Source organism: Moorella glycerini (assembly GCF_009735625.1).
Taxonomy (GTDB): domain Bacteria; phylum Bacillota; class DSM-521; order Neomoorellales; family Neomoorellaceae; genus Neomoorella; species Neomoorella glycerini.
Window position 1 is genome coordinate 1706829 of record NZ_CP046244.1, and the last position, 19752, is coordinate 1726580.

The window sequence follows — 19752 nt, forward strand, 5'->3', positions numbered from 1 at the left end:
TTTTATCTTACCTTACCGTGACTAGCTTCAAAATTAATTCCGGCGGCGGTCGCGCACGTAGATGCTGCCCGGCTGAAGTTTGGCATATTGTTTAAGTTCGGCCGCCACCGCCGCCATTTCCAGGTGATTTTTAAAAGTGCGCTGGCGGCTGTCCACAAGGGCCAGGGAGACGGTCATCAGGGGGAAACACTGCTTTTTTCCCTGGCGGTCGAAGGAGCAGATACAGCCCTGGGAGCGGTCGGCAGGGTCATAAAGATAAGGAGTGTGCCGGTCGAAGTTGGCGATTATCTCCTGGCAGACGGCGTCCGCCCGGCCGGGAACGGTAATAATGACAAAGTCATCCCCGCCGATATGGCCCGTAAAATCCCCGGGAGCTCCATGCCGGGTTACAGCCTGGGTAATAATGTCTGCCAGCAGGCGGATTGCTTGATCGCCCTTTTCGAACCCGTATTTATCATTAAAGGCCTTGAAGTTATCGATATCGACGTAGATTAAGGTAAAGTCCTCGCCGTCTTGCAGGCGGGCGTTAATTTCTTCTTCAATGCGCCTGTTTCCCGGCAGGCCGGTGAGGGGGTTGGCACCCCTGGCCAGCTCGATTTGCGTTTGCGTGATGGTATCCAGGAGCCGCTGGATGGAGATGATGCCGGCGTATTTTTTATCCTGGACCACGATGATATCGTCATAAAGGCGTTGCATGGGACGATGCATGGCGAGTTGTGAGACGTTTTCCAGGGGCAGGTCGACATCTACGATAAGAGGATTGGCATCAATGACGGCCGTGAGCGGGCGCCCCAGGTAGAGGGCGACGCCGTAATGGGAACCCAGGTGATAGTAGAGCCTGTCCCGAGTTAAAAGGCCAACAGGCCTGCCGGCGTCGACAACGACTACGCTACGCACGTGTTCATTAGTAAGGCATCAACTTCATGGGTTAAAGTCCCAGAGGTAAAGGTAATGCCGCGCTCCATAATTTGCCTGGCCACGTTTACTCCCCTGGGCAGGCGGCGAAGTTCCTTACGCTCGCGTAAAACGGCCTGGACCTTAATGTTGATTGTTGGGGCCGGATAGGACGGGCGGGCGATAAAGAAACCCTGGCCGTAGGGCACGCCGAGTTCTGCAAGGGTAGCCAGTTCGGCTTCGGTCTCGATACCCTCGGCGATAATACTGGCCCCTATTTTATTGGCAAAAATCAGGAAAGTTTCTACCAGTGCCCTTTTGATGGGGGAAAGGTGGATGTTCTTTACCAGGGAAAGATCGATTTTGATAAAATCCGGTTGTAGCTCGGCCACCGCCTGGAGGCTGGAATATCCCGCCCCGGCGTCGTCGATGGCAATGAGGTAACCCTGGCTGCGGTAATGGTCTAAGGTTTTGGCGAAGCTAGAAAAGTTTTCAATTGAGGTGCGCTCGGTGAGCTCAAAAACGATCTGCTGGGGCGATAAACCCAGGGAGGTTAAAAGTTTTATGGTCTCGCCCCGGCGGAAGAGGGGGTCGTCAATGACACTGGGATTGATATTTAAGAAAAGGCGGCCGTGGGATGGCAATATGGGGGCGTTCTGGATGGCAAGTTGCCGGGCAATCCTTTCCAAAAGGTAGAGGGAGCCATTTTTCACGGCGAAGTTAAATAAATTGAGGGGGGAAGCGAAGTAACTTCCTTCCGGGCCGCGAGTCAAGGCTTCATAGCCGAAAACTTCTCCCGTTGGTAAATAAACGACGGGTTGATATACTGTTGCCAGGCGGCCATGCTGTAAAATGGCTTGAAATTCTTCTAAAAGCTCCAGCCTCTCCAGTTCCGGCGCATCTTTAGCAAATTGCATCGCCTCCTTAATGGCTGCATAAATCCGGCTTTCAACTTCCTGGCCAGGATCTAGGGCGAGTTGAGTAGAGCCGGCGTGAAGTTTAATTTTTACCTCCCGGAATCTCAGGTTCAGTACTTCCTGGGCGTTGTCGCGAAAGGCCCGCGTTATTTGCAAAAGTTCGCGTCCCCGGGGGCTTTTATTTTCAGGTAAAGAGAAATAGAGGATAAAATCGTCGCCGCCTAAAGATTCCATCCCCAGCAGCGGGCCTATAGAGAAATTTCCGGCTGCTTCCTTCAGGACAGCAGGGAGGAGGCGTAAGATGCGGCTACAGGTCTGGGGGCCATAAATAGACTCCACTTCATTGAATTTAACGATGTCTATATAGATTAAGCAGATCCTTTCACCATTTCTCAAACGGCCGGCAATCTGGCGGAATAAAGGGTTGTCCCTTCGCCAGAGAGTTTGGCCGTCAAAATTCTTGCTGGCATGGGGGTATACTTTTTCGCCCAGCCGGTGCAGGCAGTCAGCAAAAGTACAAATTTGAGCAGCTAAATACTGGCGCCAGGACAAAGCCTTCCCTCCCACGGGAGTATTGCAACTCTATTTTAAATAGACAATTTTAGCTAGAAGTTAAGCTCAACTTATTTTAAGGTTAAAATTGGCGGTTCCAGGTTTTGATGTTTTAGCAAGAGAGGTGATATTTCAAAAATTTAACAGTAATTTAACTAGGCCTTAGCTGTAAGTTTATAAAACTATAGTAAAATAAAAGTCAGAGGAAGATAGAATTTATAAGCAACCGGTACTTTAAAAAGGGGAGTGTAGCCGTGGAAGAGGAGAATTATGTTAGCCTTTTCCGGGAAATCGACGGTATTGTTGCCCTCCTGGACATCGGCCACACTTACCTTAACGGTTGGGATATTCCCCGGGTGATATGGCAGCTGGGCGAAAAACTGGCATCTCCGTGATAACCATGGGGGGAAGGATGAGCATTTACCCATTGGTATGGGGGCATCAATTGGCGGCTTGTGCGAGAAGCCTTAGCCTTCTTACCTTCGCCGCCGGCCCTGATCCTCGAGTATAACGAGGAAATTTAAGGTAAGAAATGTGAATGACGAAAGGATGGTTTAGATGAAACACAAAAGATACCTGCTGCTTCTAGTATTGCTGGCAATCTCCCTGGTGGCCGGTCCAGCCCGGGCTGAGGAAGGTGAGAGGGTCACCTTGGGACGCGGGCAGGCGGTAAGGGATGATTTTTACGCCGCTGGCCGAATGGTGGAAGTGCTGGGGAATATAACTGGGGACCTGATGGCTGCCGGTGATAGCGTGACCAGTGAGGGCGATATCGGTGGCGACGTGCTGGTGGCGAGCCGTACCCTTAACATCAGCGGCACCGTGGGTGGTGACGTCCGGGCTGCTGGGCAGAACATTTCCTTAGACGGCCAGGTGGGCCGGGCGGTGACAGTCTTTGGCCAACAACTAGCTGTCAAGCCTGGCGCTAACGTCGGTCGCAATCTGATGTTCGGCGGGGAACGGTTGGAACTGGCGGGAGCAGTAGGCGGTAACGTACGCGCTTGGGTAGATACTGTCACCGTATCAGGACGTGTTGACGGTAACCTGGAGATTGAAGCCGATCACCTAGAGCTGCTGCCAGGGGCGCAGGTAAAAGGCGATATTATGGTGAAAGGAGCTAATCCTCCTCTGATCAGTGAGGGGGCGGAAATCAAAGGCCGGGTAAATTATATACCACTAGCTACCGAAGCAGCTAAGAGGATGTCCTGGTGGCAAATCCTAGGGCGCCAACTATTGTCCCTGGCCAAACTCTTAGGGCTGGCACTGTTAATGGCTCTCCTGGCGGCCCCGTTCCTCCGGGCTGAGGTAGAGGAATTGCGGGCCAAACCCTGGACCGGCTTGGGGGTGGGGCTGGGCTGGCTAGTCCTGGCTCCCCTTGCCATCATCCTTTTAGTGATCCTGGTGGTGGGCCAGGCAGCAGCCTGGGTGCTGGGCATTGTCTATGTAGGGCTGATTTTTGCCGCCGGCTTATTGTTCAAACCAGTCCTGGGGGCCTTCCTCGGCCAGTGGTTGTTGGCCAGGTTTGGCGACCGGGAGTTCTCGCTGGTATGGGAAACGCTGTTAGGGGCAATGCTGCTGTGGCTACTAGGACTCATTCCCGTAGTGGGCGGTATCATCACGGTAGTGGGCGTCATTATTACCCTGGGAAGCTGGCTGGTCCTGCTGGCTCGCTACGGATTGGCCTGGCCTAGGCGGATCAGGAGGGTAGAATAGGTAAGGGGAGGACCCGAGTTGAGGCATAGTTTAAAGCAAAGGTTAATATTTTTATTTTTATTGCTCTCCTTGCTGCCGCTGGGCCTGTTGGGAACCGTAGTTGTTTATATATTCAGCTCCGCCCGCGCCGCCGAAGTGCAGCAGGAGCTGCAGGGCACAGCAGTTGTTCTCCGGCGGCAATTGGAGATGGAAATTCAGTCCTGGGTGGGTGAAATCAGGGAACTCGTCGTTTCACAGAATGTACGCTCTCTGGATCCCCGGGGAGCGAAAGACGTTTTGCTATATAAAAAGTCGGTCACCCCGGTCCAGGAGGCCCTGACCCTGGTAGGGGGCGATGGTTCGATTATAGCGGCCACAGACGCTAATGATGGGGCCAGCCTGGCGGGTAGAGAAGAGGTAGAACAGGCGTTAAATGGGGAAACGGTTATCAAGGAAACGACCGTTGGCGGGACAACTTTCCTCACTATTGCCGTACCCGTTAACCCTGACGGTATGAAGATAAAGGGTGTACTTCTGGGCAACTTTGCCCTCAAGACGCTGGAAGACGTGTTGAAGAGCGCTCATACTGGTATAACTTCGGTCTACCTTTTAAACGGACAAGGGAAGTTATTGATCTCCGGCCAGGAGGAGGCAGATACCAGTTTCCAAACCCTTGCCGCTCGTGAAATTGCCGCCGGTAGAGGTGGGACGGGAAGGTACCGCGATTACAAGGGGCAGGAAGTGTTTGGCGCCTTTTTACCCCTGCAAGAAATCGGCTGGGGTGTGGTGGTAGAAAGAAAGGTAGCGGAAGCTATGGCTGCTGCCAAGGGTATAAGCATTTTTCTGGGGAGTGCGATAGGTTTAATTGCTATTTTTGCCTTCTTGCTGGCCAGGAGCCTGGCCGGCAGGCTAATGCGCCCCCTGGAAAACCTGGTGGAAGTTTCGAGCCGGATAGCCCGGGGAGAACTAAATGTCGAGGTTAAAAGCAGGGGGCAAGACGAGATCGGGAGACTCAGTTCTACTTTTGCCCTGATGGTTGGAGGTTTAAAAGAGATTGTTGGGAAAATTACCGACAGTGTCGCTGAGGTAACCGGTGTGGCACGGACACTGGCCAGCGGCGCAGCGACGGTCCAAAAGGCAAGTGGTGAAGTGAGAGCGGCTCTGTCCGAGGTTGCAGCAGGAGCAGAGAAGCAGGCTGAAGGTGTAAACGTAGTTGTAGAGACTTTAAATCAAATTGCCGCCGGCATGGAGCAGATTGCCGGCCGCGCCCTGGCCATAGCAGGGGAAGGTTCGCGGATGGGTGATATTGCTGCCTGGGGAGCAAGGAGCATGAACCAGGTAACCATCCAGATGGATGCCATCCAGGCGCAGCAGGACAACCTGGAGCAATTTATCACCAGCCTGACGGGCAGGGTGGAAGAGATCAGTCATTTAGTCGGCGTGGTTGGCAGTATTGCCGAACAGACCAATCTCCTGGCCCTGAACGCCGCCATTGAAGCAGCACGGGCAGGAGAACTGGGCCGGGGTTTCGCCGTGGTGGCCGCAGAAGTAAAGAAGCTGGCCGAGGAAGCGGGGCAGGCAGCCCAGGATATTACGCGTAAGGTCCAGGTAATCGAGGAGGAATCTGGTAATACGGTAAATGCCATGGCGGCAGTCAGGCGGCAGGTGGAAATTGGTGGCAAGGTAGTGCGGCAGGCAGAAATTGATTTTACCAACATTCGTTCCGCCCTGGGAGGAATCCTGCAGCAGGTAGAAGATATATCGGCTTCCATCCAGGAGATTTCGGCCGGCAGCCAGGAATTAAAACAGGCAGTGCAAGAAATAGCCGCCATCTCCCGGCGAACAGCCGGGTTAACTGCCGGCGTAATGGGGGCTCTGGAACATCAAGAAGAGGCTGTACGCCATTTACATACTGAAACCAGTACCCTTGAGGAAATGTCCGCCGGACTGCAACAGGCGGTAGCCTCCTTTAAAACCTAAGCTATATTTTTCCCCGGCCTGTCCTATATGAGGGTGTCAGTTTTAACCCGCAAGCTGGCTGCTAGGCTGGCAATTAACAAATATTTTACTTTATTTTAAAAACGGGATAACCGCGGCTTTACTTCATTTTAAACACTCTTTGCTATGATAGAGACATCAAATCTTAACAGGGAGGTTTTTGTCAATGCCCTTTTTCAGCTCACGGGTTACCCATAGTGGTTACCAGAGATTGTTATCCCTGGTCCTGGTAGTTACCTTGCTTGCTGCTGCTTTCCTGCCCCTGGTGCCGGCTGAAGCAGCGGCAACGGCCAAAAACGTTATTATCCTGGTTGGGGACGGCATGGGTGCCAGCCATACGACCCTGGCCCGCTGGTACAAGGGTGGTCCCCTGGCCCTTGATGAGATGGTCAGCGGTGCGGTCCGTACTTATTCAGCGGAATCTCTTATAACCGACTCCGCCCCGGCAGCCACTGCCTTTGCCACCGGCTATAAGTCAAACGACAAATTTATCGGTATTGCCGCCGCGAGTGTTACCGTCCCGGGAGCGGCCTCCTTCAACGCCGGCGACCAGTACAGGCCGCTGGCTACCGTCCTGGAGGGAGCCAAACTCCTGGGCAAAGCGACCGGTCTAATTGCCACCTCCAACCTGCAGCATGCCACACCGGCAGCTTTCTCTTCCCACTGGCACAGCCGCAGTAATTACGAGGAAATTGGGAAACAGCAGGTTTACGAACAGATAGATGTTGCTTTTGGTGGCGGTAAAAAGTACCTTTTACCTAAAGAGCAGGGCGGTACGCGCAAAGATGGTTTAAACTTGTTAGATGAGCTGAAAAATATGGGTTACACCATTGTCATCAATACCCAGGAACTACTACAAACTAAGGCCACTAAGGTGTGGGGCCTCTTTGCCGACGATGCCATGGCCTATGACTTTGACCGCGACCCGGCTAAAGAGCCCAGCCTGGCCCAGATGACCCGCAAGGCAATCGAAATTTTGTCCCAGGATCCCGAAGGTTTCTTCCTCTTTGTCGAAGGTAGTGAAATCGACTGGGCCTCCCATGCCAATGATCCTGTTGGCGTCATCAGCGAAACCCTGGCCTTTGATGCCGCCGTGAAGGAAGCCCTGGACTTTGCCAAAAAAGACGGCCAGACCCTGGTGGTGGCCTTTACCGACCACGGTAACGGCGGGATGAGTATTGGTAATAAAGCCAGCGATAATACCTATTCCAAGCTTAGCTTTGAGCAGGTCATCGAACCCCTGCGTAAAGCCCGCCTGACTGGCCAGGGAGTGGAGGCCAGGGTGAATGCTGATCGGAGCAATATTGTGGAAGTCATGGCCCGGTACTACGGGATAACTGATTTAACAGAGGAAGAGATTGCTGCCATCCGCCAGGCCAAGCCCGGTTCTTTGAACTACGTAATCGGCCCTATGATCAGCAAGAGGGCCTACATGGGGTGGACTACCAATGGCCATACCGGCGAAGATGTCTTCCTCTACTCCTACGGGCCGGGGAAATTAACCGGTACGGTTGAAAACGCAGAAATCGCCCGGAAAGTGGCCGCAGCCATGGGGCTGGATCTAACCTGGCTGAACAAGGAATTATTCATACCGGTGCGCCAGGCCTTTAAAGATGCTATCATCACCTGGGACACCAGCAACCCCAACCTGCCCAAAGTAATCGTTGAGAAGGGCGGGAAAAAGGCCGAGTTGCCGGTAGGAACGAACCTGATGCTCATTAATGGCCAGAAGCATTACCTGCCCGGGGTGATAGTTTATAGTGAGCCGCAGGGCGTTACCTATATCCCCGGGGCGGCAACGGAACTGTTAAACTAGGATTTCCTGATATAATACGGCCGGGGTTATTTTCGCCCCGGCTATTTTAATTTGAGCTTCCAGCTGGTGCCGGTCAGAAGGAGTTTTAACGAAATTTTAAGTCAAAGCTAACGTTATTTTAACCCTGAGATTGTAAAATTTTCTTAAAAGCACTGGTAGCGAGGGGATATTAATGGCTAGAATTCTAGTGGTGGATGATGAAGTGGCGATTCAGGAACTGGTACGCTATAACCTGGAACGATCGGGGTTTGAAGTACTGACGGCCCCGGATGGGCCTGCAGCCCTGGCTAAAGTTGAACAAACGCCACCGGATCTCATTATCCTGGACTTGATGCTACCGGGTATCGACGGCCTGGAAGTATGCCGCCGTCTTAAGGCCAACAAGGCGATGGCAGCAATACCAATTATTATCTTGTCAGCTAAAAAAGATGAAATGGATAAGGTCCTGGGACTGGAACTGGGGGCCGATGATTATGTTACTAAACCCTTTAGCCCCCGGGAGTTATTGGCCCGGGTTAAGGTATGCTTACGGCGGTTAACTTTACCTGGCAGCATTGACCAGCCCCGGCTGCAATTAGGACCTTTCTTAATGGAGGTTCAGGAATATCGCTTTTATATCGACAATATGGCTATCAAATTAGCACCCAAGGAATTTGAACTGATGCATTACTTTCTCCTTAATGTAGGTAAAGTCCTGCGCCGGGAGCTGTTACTGCAAAAAATTTGGGGTTACGATTACGCTGCAGATACCCGGACGGTAGATGTCCACGTCCACCATTTGCGGGAAAAAATAGAGCCGGATCCAGCCAACCCCATCTATATAGAAACCATTCGCCGGGTAGGGTATCGTTTCCGGGAAATTGTTGATTAAAAGTTTACGATTATTTTATAAATCCTTAACTAGGGATTAATTAAGGGATAATTTAGCCATAACATCAACCTTTTATAATTATATTAGCCTGGTAGTTACCTGCTGGCCATCTTAATTCAAAGGAGGAGAATACTTAGTGCTAAGTAAAAAGAGCAAGTGGGTAGTCCTGCTGGTAATGGCCCTGGTAATGGTACTGGTAGTGGCTGGTTGTAACAGCGGTAAGGGCGATGCTGGTAAGACGCAGGGAAGTGCTGACAACAAGCAGACCCAGGAAACTAAAACCATAACCTTGAATGGTGCCGGCGCGTCTTTCCCATATCCCCTTTACAGCAAGTGGATTGCCGAGTATCGCAAGGTGGCTCCCAGTGTAACCATCGACTACCAGTCCATCGGCAGCGGGGGTGGCATCAAGGGTATTACCGAGCAGACAGTTGATTTCGCCGGCAGTGATGCCCCTATGAAAGACGACCAGCTGGCCAGGGCCCCGGGGCAGATCTTCCACATTCCCACGGTTATGGGTGCCGTCGTAATTACTTACAACCTGGAAGGCGTTAAGACAGGCCTCAAGCTGACCCCGGAAGTCATCAGTGACATCTTCCTGGGTAAAATTAAGAAGTGGAACGATAAGGCCATCATTTCTCTAAACCCGGATTTAAAACTGCCTGATAAAGACATCACAGTTGTTCACCGTTCCGATGGCAGTGGCACTACCAACATTTTCACCGATTACCTGAGCAACGTCAGCAAGGAATGGAAAGAAAAAGTAGGGAAGGGTACTTCTGTCGAATGGCCTGTTGGCATTGGGGCCAAGGGTAATGAAGGCGTGGCCGGTACCGTTAAGCAGACGCCGGGCGGGATTGGCTATGTAGAGCTCGCCTATGCCGTCCAGAACCAGCTGCCTTACGCTTTCATCAAGAACCAGGCCGGTAAATTTGTTGAGCCTACCCTGGAAACCACGACGGCGGCTGCTGCCGGTGCCGCCGCCAATATGCCTGAAGATATGCGGGTATCCATTGTCAATGCCCCCGGGGAAAACTCCTATCCCATTGCCGGGTACACTTACCTGCTGGTGTATAAAGACCAGAAGGATAAGGACAAGGGTACGGAACTGGTGAAGTTCCTGTGGTGGGCCATTCACGATGGTGAAAAATATGCCAAAGACCTTCTCTATGCGCCGCTGCCCGATAACGTCGTGAAACTGGCGGAAGCCAGGATCAAGCAGATTAACTACCAGGGTCAACCTCTTTATAAGTAAATCCTCAGGCAATATTGCCGGGGATAAATTGCAGTAATTACTGGCCGGGCTGGAAGCGGAAACTTGATCCATACCAGTTGGAAAAAGCCGCGCGTGGCGCGGCTTTCATAATCCTTAACATGATATTAACCTGGGGCTAATTTAAACATAACACCAGTTTTTTATAATATCCTATGGACAGGCAGTTAGCTGCCGGCCACATTATTGTAAATGGGAGGAGAAACTTAAGTGCCCAGGAAGAAAAGCAAGTGGGTAGTCCTGCTGGTACTGGCGCTGGCGCTGGTAATGATGGTAGCCGCCTGCGGCAAGAGCAGGGAATCCAGCCAAGCGCCGGCGGGTAGTACCGACAGCAAGACTAAAACCGTAGCTTTGAATGGTGCCGGCGCGTCTTTCCCCTATCCCCTTTACAGCAAGTGGATTGCCGAGTATCGCAAGGTGGCTCCCAGTGTAACCATCGACTACCAGTCCATCGGCAGCGGGGGTGGCATCAAGGGAATTACCGAGGAAACGGTTGATTTCGCCGGCAGTGACGCCCCCATGAAAGACGACCAGCTGGCCAGGGCGCCGGAACAGATCTTCCACATTCCTACGGTTATGGGTGCCGTCGTAATTACTTACAACCTGGCAGGCGTTAAGACGGGCCTCAAGCTGACTCCGGAAGTTATAAGCGGTATCTATTTAGGCAATATTAAAAAATGGAATGACCCGGCTATAACTTCCATCAACCCGGATGTCAAGCTACCTGAGCAAGAGATCACTGTCGTCCATCGCTCGGATGGCAGCGGTACCACCAACATTTTCACCGATTACCTGAGCAACGTCAGCAAGGAGTGGAAAGAAAAAGTAGGGAAGGGTACTTCCGTCGAATGGCCTGTTGGCATTGGGGCCAAGGGTAATGAAGGCGTGGCCGGTACCGTTAAGCAGACGCCGGGCGGGATTGGTTATGTAGAACTCGCCTATGCCGTCCAGAACCAGTTGCCTTATGCTTTCCTTAAGAACCAGGCCGGTAAATTTGTTGAGCCGACCCTTGACACTACCACTGCTGCTGCGGCTGGCTCCGCTGCCAATATGCCCGAAGATATGCGGGTTTCCATCGTCAATGCCCCCGGGGAAAACTCCTATCCCATTGCCGGGTACACTTACCTGCTGGTGTATAAAGACCAGAAGGATAAGGACAAGGGTACGGAACTGGTGAAGTTCCTGTGGTGGGCCATTCACGATGGTGAAAAATATGCCAAAGACCTGCTCTATGCGCCGCTGCCCGACAACGTTGTGAAACTGGCGGAAGCCAGGATCAAGCAGATCAATTACCAGGGCGAATCCCTTTATAAGTAATTTCCTGATTGTTTTTTAAGGGGAAGGACACCCTGGAGAACAGGCAGCAGGGGAAATCATGAGCCTGGCTCATGATTTCCCCTATCTTTGCTTGCGGCAAGAATTTACCCTGGCAACATGTTTAATTTAGAGGAATTCAGACGGTAAACAGCGAATATCAACATGATTTACATGGGGTTTCCATTGGTATTATCTAGAAAGTTGGCGGAGGATTATAAATGCAAATGCCAAGCCCTCAAAGCAGGCGGTGGGGAGACAGTCTCTTTCGCGGCCTTACCTTCCTGGCGGCCCTGGGAATGATAGGCCTGATGACGGTTATTGCCGTACAATTAATCAGAGGATCCCAGCTCGCTTTTACGCGCTTTGGGCTGGGGTTCGTCACCGGTTCCAGGTGGGACCCGGTCCACGGCGCCTTCGGGTCTTTACCTCTGGTTTACGGCACAATAGTCTCCTCCTTAATTGCCCTGCTCATTGCTGTACCCTTGAGCCTGGGCATTGCCATTTACCTCGCTGAACTGGCCCCCCACCGGGTGCGCACCCCCGTTTCTTTCCTGGTCGAGCTCCTGGCAGCCATTCCCAGCGTTGTCTACGGCTTATGGGGCGTATTTGTCCTGGTACCCTGGGTACGGACAGCCTTAGAGCCATTTTTGCAAAAAACACTGGGCTGGCTGCCCTTTTTTCAAGGCACTTATTATGGTTTCGGCATGCTGGCGGCTGGCATTATCCTGGCCATCATGATTATCCCTACTATTTCTGCAGTTTCCCGGGAAGTTTTGCTGGCAGTGCCTAACTCCCAGCGGGAAGCTATGCTGGCTTTAGGTGCCACCCGCTGGGAGACGATTAAGATGGCCGTCCTTCCCTATGGCCGTTCAGGAATCCTGGGGGCCGTGATTCTCGGGCTGGGACGAGCCATCGGCGAGACCATGGCCGTGACGATGGTCATCGGCAACCGGCCGCAGATTTCCCCCTCGGTTTTCGAACTGGCCCAGACCATTGCCAGTATTATCGCCAATGAGTTCAGCGAGGCCTTTGACGAACTGCACCTGTCGGCCCTGGTGATGGCCGGGCTGGTCCTCTTTGCCGTTACCCTGCTGCTGAATATCCTGGCCCGCCTGCTGGTCTGGCGTGTGGCCAGGGTACCGGAAGGGGTGACCAGGGAATGATTGCCGGGCGCGATCAGCGGCGCAGGTTTAGCAACAAGCTGATGTTGGTGCTGGCCGCAGCTGCCACCGTACTGGCCCTCCTCCCCCTGGGCAGCATTCTGCTTTATGTAGCCACCAAAGGCCTGCTGGCCCTCAACTGGGACTTCTTTACCCAGCTTCCTAAACCTGTAGGAGAACCCGGCGGCGGCCTGGCCAATGCCATTGTCGGCACCTTAATTTTAGTTGGACTGGCCTCTGTAATGGGGATTCCCCTGGGCATCCTGACAGGTATTTACCTGGCGGAGTTCGGCAGGGGACGGCTGGCCTGGCTGGTACGGTTCACCTGTGACGTGATGACGGGTATACCTTCGATCATCGTGGGTATCGTCGTTTACGGGACCATTGTCGTGGCCATGAAACGTTTTTCCGCCATTGCCGGTGGGGTGGCCCTGGCCATAATTATGCTACCCCTGGTAACCAGGACGACGGAAGAAATGCTTAAACTGGTGCCCAACAGCCTGCGCGAGGCCTCCCTGGCCCTGGGGGCCTCCCAGTGGCGCACCACCTACAGCATTGTCCTGCGCAGCGCCATGGGGGGGATAATCACCGGTTCTCTCCTGGCGGTGGCCCGGGTTGCCGGCGAAACGGCGCCCCTGCTGTTTACGGCCTTGAGCAGCCGCTACTGGCACACCGGCCTGGACCAGCGGATTGCCTCCCTGCCGGTGTATATCTACACCTATGCCACCACTCCCTACGAGGAAATGCACCGGCTGGCCTGGGGGGCCGCCCTGGTACTGGTGGCCATGGTCCTGGTGACCAGCATCGCCGCCCGGCTGGCAGGTCGCCGGGCCGGTGGAGGGAGGTAGTTAGCATATGGATACCAGGTTACTGGTGGAGGATTTCAGCGCCTGGTATGGCCAGACCCAGGCGGTAAAAAACGTTACCCTGCCGGTATATGCCAGCCAGGTGACCGCCATTATCGGGCCCTCGGGATGCGGGAAGTCTACCTTTATTCGTTGCCTGAATCGCTTGCACGAGGTAATCCCGGGAACCCGTACCAGGGGCAGGGTACTTCTGGACGGCCAGAATATTTATGATGATAGAGTGGATGCGGCGGAAATCCGCCGGCGGGTGGGCATGGTCTTCCAGAAACCCAACCCCTTCCCGACCATGTCCATCTTTGATAATGTAGCGGCGGGGTTGCGGGTGCACGGCCTGCCTCCCGGGACTACCGCTGAGGAAGTGGTGGAAAGGTGCCTGAAAATGGTAGGGCTGTGGGACGAGGTTGCGGACCGCCTCCGGGATTCGGGCGTCAGCCTGTCCGGGGGCCAGCAGCAGCGCCTGTGCATCGCCAGGGCCCTGGCCGTGGAACCGGAAGTCCTGCTCATGGATGAACCGTGCTCGGCCCTGGACCCTGTTTCCACCCTGAAAATAGAAGAATTGATTAAAGGCCTGAAAGAAAAATATACAATTGTAATTGTAACTCATAATATGCACCAGGCTGCGCGGGTAGCCGATTATACCGCCTTTTTTCTTAACGGCCAGCTGATAGAGTACGGTGTCACTTCGGATATTTTCACCAACCCCAGGGACCAGCGAACCGAGGACTATATAACCGGCCGCTTTGGTTAAACACCCGGTCGCTCTTTAATGAACAACGGTTGCTTTCCACGTAAAAACGTGATATGCTAATTTACGTGGAGGCGGTTGTCATGGAAAATCAAAACGTTACTATATCACTGCCTAAAAATCTGCTGCGTCAGGCAAAGCACCTGGCTATTGAGCAGGGCATTTCCCTGTCCGGCCTTCTTGTACAATTATTGGAAGAAGCAACAAGGAAGGATGACGAATACAAAAAAGCCAGGGAGCGTCATCTAGCCTTGCTGGATACCCTGGACCTCGGTAGCATGGGAAAAGCGCAGTGGAGCAGGAGCGAACTGCATGAGCGTTAGCCGGGAAAAACAGTTCGTTGATACGAATATACTGGTTTACGCCCATGACATTTCCGCCGGCATCAAACATGAAAAGGCCAGGGCCTTGCTTACTGAGCTCTGGAATTGTGGTAATGGGTGCTTAAGTATCCAGGTGCTGCAGGAGTTTTATGTTACGATAACCCAGAAGGTTTCCCGGCCGCTGGCGCCGGAAACGGCCGCAAGCATCATCAGGGACCTTGCCTGCTGGCAGGTCCACACGCCTAAGCCGCCAGACGTCCTGGAAGCGATTGAAATCCAGATGCACCATAAAGTATCCTTCTGGGATGCCATGATTTTACGCAGTGCCCAGGCCCTTGACTGCAGCACCCTCTGGTCCGAAGATTTAAACCCGGGGCAGCAGTACGGTGCGACACGGGTGTTGAATCCCTTTTTAGAGCAATAGTGTAGCCCGGGTTTTTAACCCGGCCGCCAAAATTGTAATAGGCCGCCTATCGGGCGGCTTTTTTGCTACGCGCATCTCAACGTGCCGTTTTTGCAGGAATTCCAGCCCTGGCGGCGAAAAGGGATATAGCGTATTGGGGTGCAAAAGCCATTTCGCATTTAAATGGAGGTGGCGCTGTTGTTCAGGGTGTTGCACCTGGCGGACCTGCACCTGGGATACCGGCCTGACCTGCCGGCACCGGTCCAGGAGGAGGTTTACCGGGAGCGCAACGGGGTTTTGCAGGCGGCCGTGGACCTGGCCCTGGATCCCCGCCGGGGAATCAACCTTGTCCTCATCGCCGGCGATCTCTTTGATAACCACCGGCCGCAGGCTTCCCTGGTGGAGGAAACCATCCGCGAACTGGGCCGGCTGGAAGCCGCCGGCATCCAGGTGATAACGGTGCCGGGGAATCATGACGAGATTACATATAACGATTCGGTTTACCGCCGCGAGGCCAGCCGCTGGCCGGGCCTCCTGGTTACTGAGCCCATGCCGGCGAAAGTGGCTACCTTAAAGATCAATGGTGATGCCTGTCACCTGGTGGCCATGGCCTACACGGGCGGCGTCAGCCGGGTCGACGGCCCGTTAAAGAATTTCCCCCCAGCTGAGGGGGGAGGGGTGAACCTGGCGGTATTCCACGGCTCCCTTGACTGGGACGGCGGGGAAAGGAGCCTGCCCCTCGATGGAGAAGCCCTGTCTGCCGCCGGCTACGACTATATAGCCCTGGGCCACATTCACCGCAGGGGACAAAGGCAGCTGGGCAGGGGCCTGGCCTGCTATGCCGGTATGGTGGCCGGCAAAGGTTTTGCCGATCCCGGCACCGGCTCCTGGACCATAGTTACCCTGGGGGACGGCCCGGCGCGGGTGGAGCAGGTACCGGCAGCGGTGCGGCCCTGGCGGGTAGTTGACGTCGATGTTACGGCTTTTCATGCTCCGGAGGAACTCGAGGCGGCAATCAGGGAATTAATCGACCCCGGTGCCCTGGTGCAGGTGCGCCTGGCAGGTACTATCGCCTTTGATCTGGACCTGGAAGGTTTGCAGGCCCGCCTGGATCATCTCTGTTCTTACCTGGACCTGGTGAACGATACGGAAGGGTGGGCACAGGAACTCCTGGAGAGTTTTGCCGCCGAACCAACCATCAGGGGTCTTTTTGTCCGCCGCCTGCAAGCAAAGCTTGCCGGCGCTGCGGGACCTGGGGAAGCAGCAGTGATCCGCCGTGCCCTCTGGCGCGGGCTCCTGGCCCTGAAGGGAGGTTGTGGGCCATGCCGGCTGTAACCTGGCAGCGCCTGAGCCTGGTCGGTTTTGGCTGCTACCGGGAGCGGGTAACTGTTACTTTCCAGGAAGGCCTCAATGTCCTGGTGGCCCCCAATGAAAAGGGTAAGTCAACCCTGATTGCCGGCCTGGAGGCCGTCCTTTTCGGACTCCCCAACACCAGCAACCCGGAAGCCTTTGGCAGCGCCCGTTTTGCCAACCGGGAAGAGCCGGACCAGTTTGAAGGGGAAGTAGAATTCCGGGTTGACGGCCGGGCCTACGCCTTAAGGCGCCAATTTAATACTAACCGGGTGACCATCAGGACCAGGGGTGATCACGGTTGGGAAGAGGTCTGGCGGGGCAGCCACAACCCCGGCGCCCACAAGAAAATCCCAGCTTATCTCGAACACCTTACTGCCTTTCTGGGCATAACCTCCCGGGAACTCTTTGAAGCCACCTTCTGCCTGGGCCAGCCCCTGCCGGAAGGGAGGGCTTTAAGCAATGAGGTACAAAAGCTCCTTTCCGGTAGCGGTGGCCACTACCAGGAAGCCCTAAAAATGCTGGCTGACGACCTGAGAGCCCTGACCCGTTATTGCGGTGACCGGGGCGTGGGCAATAACGGCCGCAAGGACGCCCGGCTGGAAGAGCTGCAAGCGGAAATTGCGATTTTGCGGCAACAGCAGCAGGCCACCAGCACCACCATTGACCAGCTGACCACCGTGCGCTCCCGGCTCCAGGAACTGGCGGTAGAGATTAAGTCGGTCCGGGCGCAACTGAAAAAAAAGCAGGACCTCCGGGCAGCCTGGGATGGCTGGCGCGCCCTGCAGGTAAGATACAACAGCGCCCTGCACGAACAGCAGCAGGCCGGGGCGGTCCAGGAAAGGGCCCGGGAGCTAGAGCAGAAGATCCGCCTGCACCAGGAGCAGGCGACCCGGTCGTATCCCGAGTGGGCCAGCGCTCCGGCAGGTACCGCCCGCAAACTCGACCGCCTGGTGGAGCTGGAGCAGGAAATGGCCCGCTTAAAGGGCGAGATGGCAAACTGGGAGGCGCACCTCCGGGATTTAAATAAGGAGCAGGAAGCATTAACGGCCAGGCTGCAGGGAGAACTGGCAGCGGTGGCCAATCACCCGGATATCCTGCGGGACCTGGAGGACCTGCGTAGCCTGGTGGCTGCGCGGCAGGAGCTGGCCAGGGAGGTGAAGGACCTGGCGGCGCGGGCGGCAGAAACGGCTGCTGAACTGGCCGCCCTGCCTGATTTCAGCGTGCTGGGAAACAGCCCGGCCACGGCCCTGGAGGGTTTACAGGTAGCGGCGCGCCAGCTCCTGGAGGACTGGGGCCGCTTTCAAGAGCAGCAAAACCGCTGTAAGGAACTGGAAGCGGAACTGGCGGGGGATCTGAGCTGCTTTGCCGGGCTGCCGCCGGAAAAGGAAGCCCTGGTGGCCAGTTACGCGACCACCAGGCTCACCCTGGCAAGGGAAGAAGAGGCGGCCCGGGAAGCCTGCCGGCGCCTGGAGGAACAAAAGGCCACCTACCGGCGCCGTGAGGAAGATTTCCAGCGAGAATTTGGCGACCTGGCCTCTTTAGGGGAGGAAGCCTTCCAGGCGGCGACAGATAAACCTCGCTTGCTGGCGGACCTGCAGGCAAAGGAAGCAGCCCGAAAGGCGGCCCTGGAGGCCGGCAGGCGCAAGAGGCTGGGTATAGTTCTCGCCCTGACCGGCGCCGGCCTGGTTACGGGCCTGGTAGCCGGCCTGGCCACCGGCAACTGGCTTGTCGCCCTGGTGGTAGCCCTGGTCCTGGCCGGCCTGGGCTATGGCGCCGGATCTTACCTGGGCCGAGAGGGGAAAGACAGCCTCGAGCTGGCCGGCGAGATTGCCACCCTGCGGGAGCACCTGGAGCAGCTGGATGCCGTGCTGGGCCCCTGGGCGGGGGCCACGGCGGCGGAACTGGGCGAACTCCGCCAGCGCCTGCGGGAGCGGGAGCGGGCGCGGGTGGAGCTGGCAACCCTGGCCGCTTCTTTGCCCGGCACGGCAGAGGAAGAAGCGGCCCGGCTGGCCCTGGAGGCAGCAACCAGGGCCAGCCAGGATTTCCTTGCTGCCACGGCAGAAATCAGCGCCCGGTTTACCGATGTAACGGCAGCCTACCGCCGTTACCTGGCCACCAGGGAAGAGTGGGAGCGCCTGGCAGCCGAGATAGAAGCCTTTACCATGAAGGCCGTGGGAGCACCGCCGCTAACGGCTTTAACGATACCCCTCGCCGGCCTGGCCGCTCCCTGGCCGGGCCTTACCTCCCTGGCGCGGCTGGCCGGGCAGGCCCCGGCCACAGTGGGCGAGCTTTTAACCTGGTTAAAGGAACTAGATCAAGCCGCCTGGGAAGATTTCCTGGCCCGGGCCCGGCGGTGGGAAGAATTGACGGCCCTTAACCGGCAGGTGCAAGAAAAACAGGAACAGCTCTTGCAGCCGGACGAAGAGGGGCAGACGGCCCTGGAACGCCTGGCGGCCAGGATCGCTGCCCTGGAAGGGCACGTGGCCCCCTTCACGGCGGCTACCGAAGCCGGGGAGATTGCTCCCCTGCTGGAGGAGGCGGCGAGGATAAAAGAACGCCTGGGCCAGGTGGCCGGCCGGCAGCAGGCTGCCGGGAGCCGGGTTAAGGATTTACGGGGGCAAATCCAGGAGCTGGAGCCTGAGGCAGCAAAGCTGCGGGAAGATCTGGCCGTCATCCTGGCGCCAGCCGGCGGGGAGGCCGGTAAAGCCCTGGAGCGCTGGCAAGCCTATGAGCAGCTGGCCCGGGAGTGGCAGGGCTGGCAGAAGCAGATGGCCGGCCTCCTGGGTGAAGGCGACCTGGACGACCTGGCCGCCGCCTGCCTGGATGCCGCCAACCGGGCCGCGGCTATCCTGAAGGAATGGCAGGACCTGGTCCGGGAGCACCCGGGGCTGCCTGAACCCGGGCGGGAAACAAAAGGGGAGGAGTTGGAAGAACAGTACAGGGCCCTCCGGGCAGGGATAAGGGAGCTAGAAAACCGCCTGGAAGGGCTGGAGGGTGAAGAGCGAGAGCTATTGCGCCGCCAGTCCCAGCTAGAAGGCTACCAGGCCGTCAACATGGCCATTGTTGCCGAGACCCTGGTGGCCAGGGAAAAGGAACTGGAGCGCCTGGAACTAGAGGCCGGTGCCCTGGCCCTGGCCTACCGGGAGCTTGTGGCCGCAGCACGGGATTACAGCCAGAACTACCGCCGCGAACTGGCCCTGGCTGCCAGCCGCTATTTTAACCTTTTTACGGGCCGGCAGGAGCGCCAGGTAGATATCACTGAAGATTTCCAGGTGGAGGTGAGGGAAGGCGGGGCAGCTATTGCTCTGGCCCAGCTCAGCCGCGGTGCCCAGGACCAGCTGTACCTGGCCTTGCGCCTGGCTATTGGCGACCTCCTGAGCGCTGATCTTACTTTACCCTTTATCTTTGACGACTGCTTTGTCAACTGTGACGGCGAGCGCCGCGAGCGCATCCGGGAGAGCCTGGCGGCCCTGGCCCCGCGGCGGCAGTTAATTCTGTTATCCCATGACCCGGATTTTGCCGCCTGGGGGACCCTGGTGAAGATCGAAAGGTAAGGGCAACCTGTTAAGTTC

The 19752-nt window shown here is 55.8% G+C and carries 16 protein-coding genes; 14 read left to right on the forward strand and 2 right to left on the reverse strand.

Annotated elements, in window-relative coordinates; translation table 11 throughout:
* Nucleotides 1-33: 33 nt before the first annotated feature.
* On the reverse strand, nucleotides 34-897 hold the full coding sequence (locus tag MGLY_RS08510; protein ID WP_156273040.1) for a GGDEF domain-containing protein: 864 nt from the start codon (nucleotides 895-897) through the stop codon (nucleotides 34-36).
* Nucleotides 885-2363, reverse strand: a complete 1479-nt coding sequence (locus MGLY_RS08515) for an EAL domain-containing protein (RefSeq protein WP_170290984.1) — start codon at nucleotides 2361-2363, stop codon at nucleotides 885-887. Before MGLY_RS08515 ends, MGLY_RS08510 begins: the two co-directional genes overlap by 13 nt.
* Nucleotides 2364-2617: 254 nt before the next feature.
* Between MGLY_RS08515 and MGLY_RS17785 the strand changes: the two genes are divergently transcribed.
* The 14 genes from MGLY_RS17785 to MGLY_RS08585 all read left to right on the forward strand — a co-directional run bounded on the left by MGLY_RS17785 (nucleotide 2618) and on the right by MGLY_RS08585 (nucleotide 19734).
* Nucleotides 2618-2758, forward strand: coding sequence for a hypothetical protein (locus MGLY_RS17785; protein WP_170290985.1), 141 nt, complete (start codon nucleotides 2618-2620; stop codon nucleotides 2756-2758).
* Between the two features lie 163 nt (nucleotides 2759-2921).
* On the forward strand, nucleotides 2922-4076 hold the full coding sequence (locus MGLY_RS08525) for a bactofilin family protein (RefSeq protein WP_156273044.1): 1155 nt from the start codon (nucleotides 2922-2924) through the stop codon (nucleotides 4074-4076).
* A gap of 18 nt (nucleotides 4077-4094) precedes the next feature.
* Nucleotides 4095-6035: a methyl-accepting chemotaxis protein gene (locus MGLY_RS08530; protein ID WP_156273046.1), complete on the forward strand. Its 1941-nt coding sequence runs from the start codon at nucleotides 4095-4097 to the stop codon at nucleotides 6033-6035.
* A gap of 184 nt (nucleotides 6036-6219) precedes the next feature.
* Nucleotides 6220-7869, forward strand: coding sequence for an alkaline phosphatase (locus tag MGLY_RS08535; protein ID WP_156273048.1), 1650 nt, complete (start codon nucleotides 6220-6222; stop codon nucleotides 7867-7869).
* Between the two features lie 172 nt (nucleotides 7870-8041).
* Nucleotides 8042-8740 (forward strand): response regulator transcription factor, encoded by a 699-nt coding sequence (locus MGLY_RS08540; RefSeq protein WP_156273050.1) that lies wholly within the window; start codon nucleotides 8042-8044, stop codon nucleotides 8738-8740.
* A gap of 136 nt (nucleotides 8741-8876) precedes the next feature.
* Entirely contained in the window at nucleotides 8877-9995 is a 1119-nt protein-coding gene (pstS, locus tag MGLY_RS08545) for a phosphate ABC transporter substrate-binding protein PstS (protein ID WP_211662113.1), read from the forward strand.
* 285 nt (nucleotides 9996-10280) lie between these two features.
* Nucleotides 10281-11330 (forward strand): phosphate ABC transporter substrate-binding protein PstS, encoded by a 1050-nt coding sequence (gene pstS / locus MGLY_RS08550; protein ID WP_156276319.1) that lies wholly within the window; start codon nucleotides 10281-10283, stop codon nucleotides 11328-11330.
* 218 nt (nucleotides 11331-11548) lie between these two features.
* The gene (gene pstC, locus MGLY_RS08555; RefSeq protein WP_156273052.1) at nucleotides 11549-12493 is read left to right on the forward strand and encodes a phosphate ABC transporter permease subunit PstC; all 945 of its coding nucleotides are present in this window, start codon (nucleotides 11549-11551) and stop codon (nucleotides 12491-12493) included.
* A complete protein-coding gene (pstA, locus tag MGLY_RS08560; protein WP_156273054.1) occupies nucleotides 12490-13338 on the forward strand; it encodes a phosphate ABC transporter permease PstA in 849 nt (282 codons plus the stop codon). Before pstC ends, pstA begins: the two co-directional genes overlap by 4 nt.
* Before the next feature lie 7 nt (nucleotides 13339-13345).
* Nucleotides 13346-14104 carry a phosphate ABC transporter ATP-binding protein PstB gene (gene pstB / locus MGLY_RS08565; RefSeq protein ID WP_156273056.1) on the forward strand — a complete coding sequence of 253 codons (759 nt, stop codon included), beginning with the start codon at nucleotides 13346-13348 and terminating at the stop codon, nucleotides 14102-14104.
* An 80-nt stretch (nucleotides 14105-14184) separates the two neighbouring features.
* Nucleotides 14185-14424, forward strand: coding sequence for a CopG family transcriptional regulator (locus MGLY_RS08570; RefSeq protein ID WP_156273058.1), 240 nt, complete (start codon nucleotides 14185-14187; stop codon nucleotides 14422-14424).
* Nucleotides 14414-14848: a PIN domain-containing protein gene (locus MGLY_RS08575; RefSeq protein ID WP_156273060.1), complete on the forward strand. Its 435-nt coding sequence runs from the start codon at nucleotides 14414-14416 to the stop codon at nucleotides 14846-14848. The genes MGLY_RS08570 and MGLY_RS08575 overlap by 11 nt, the downstream gene beginning before the upstream one ends.
* 186 nt (nucleotides 14849-15034) lie before the next feature.
* Nucleotides 15035-16162: a metallophosphoesterase family protein gene (locus MGLY_RS08580; protein ID WP_246187480.1), complete on the forward strand. Its 1128-nt coding sequence runs from the start codon at nucleotides 15035-15037 to the stop codon at nucleotides 16160-16162.
* Entirely contained in the window at nucleotides 16150-19734 is a 3585-nt protein-coding gene (locus MGLY_RS08585; RefSeq protein ID WP_156273064.1) for an AAA family ATPase, read from the forward strand. Before MGLY_RS08580 ends, MGLY_RS08585 begins: the two co-directional genes overlap by 13 nt.
* Nucleotides 19735-19752 lie beyond the last annotated feature (18 nt).

Bases quoted from the DNA above. Each gene is read 5' to 3' on its own strand.
- MGLY_RS08525 (WP_156273044.1), top strand. From the start codon at position 2,922: ATGAAACACAAAAGATACCTGCTGCTTCTAGTATTGCTGGCAATCTCC.
- MGLY_RS08535 (WP_156273048.1), top strand. From the start codon at position 6,220: ATGCCCTTTTTCAGCTCACGGGTTACCCATAGTGGTTACCAGAGATTG.
- MGLY_RS08540 (WP_156273050.1), top strand. From the start codon at position 8,042: ATGGCTAGAATTCTAGTGGTGGATGATGAAGTGGCGATTCAGGAACTG.
- pstS (WP_156276319.1), top strand. From the start codon at position 10,281: ATGATGGTAGCCGCCTGCGGCAAGAGCAGGGAATCCAGCCAAGCGCCG.
- pstC (WP_156273052.1), top strand. From the start codon at position 11,549: ATGCAAATGCCAAGCCCTCAAAGCAGGCGGTGGGGAGACAGTCTCTTT.
- pstA (WP_156273054.1), top strand. From the start codon at position 12,490: ATGATTGCCGGGCGCGATCAGCGGCGCAGGTTTAGCAACAAGCTGATG.
- pstB (WP_156273056.1), top strand. From the start codon at position 13,346: ATGGATACCAGGTTACTGGTGGAGGATTTCAGCGCCTGGTATGGCCAG.
- MGLY_RS08570 (WP_156273058.1), top strand. From the start codon at position 14,185: ATGGAAAATCAAAACGTTACTATATCACTGCCTAAAAATCTGCTGCGT.
- MGLY_RS08575 (WP_156273060.1), top strand. From the start codon at position 14,414: ATGAGCGTTAGCCGGGAAAAACAGTTCGTTGATACGAATATACTGGTT.
- MGLY_RS08585 (WP_156273064.1), top strand. From the start codon at position 16,150: ATGCCGGCTGTAACCTGGCAGCGCCTGAGCCTGGTCGGTTTTGGCTGC.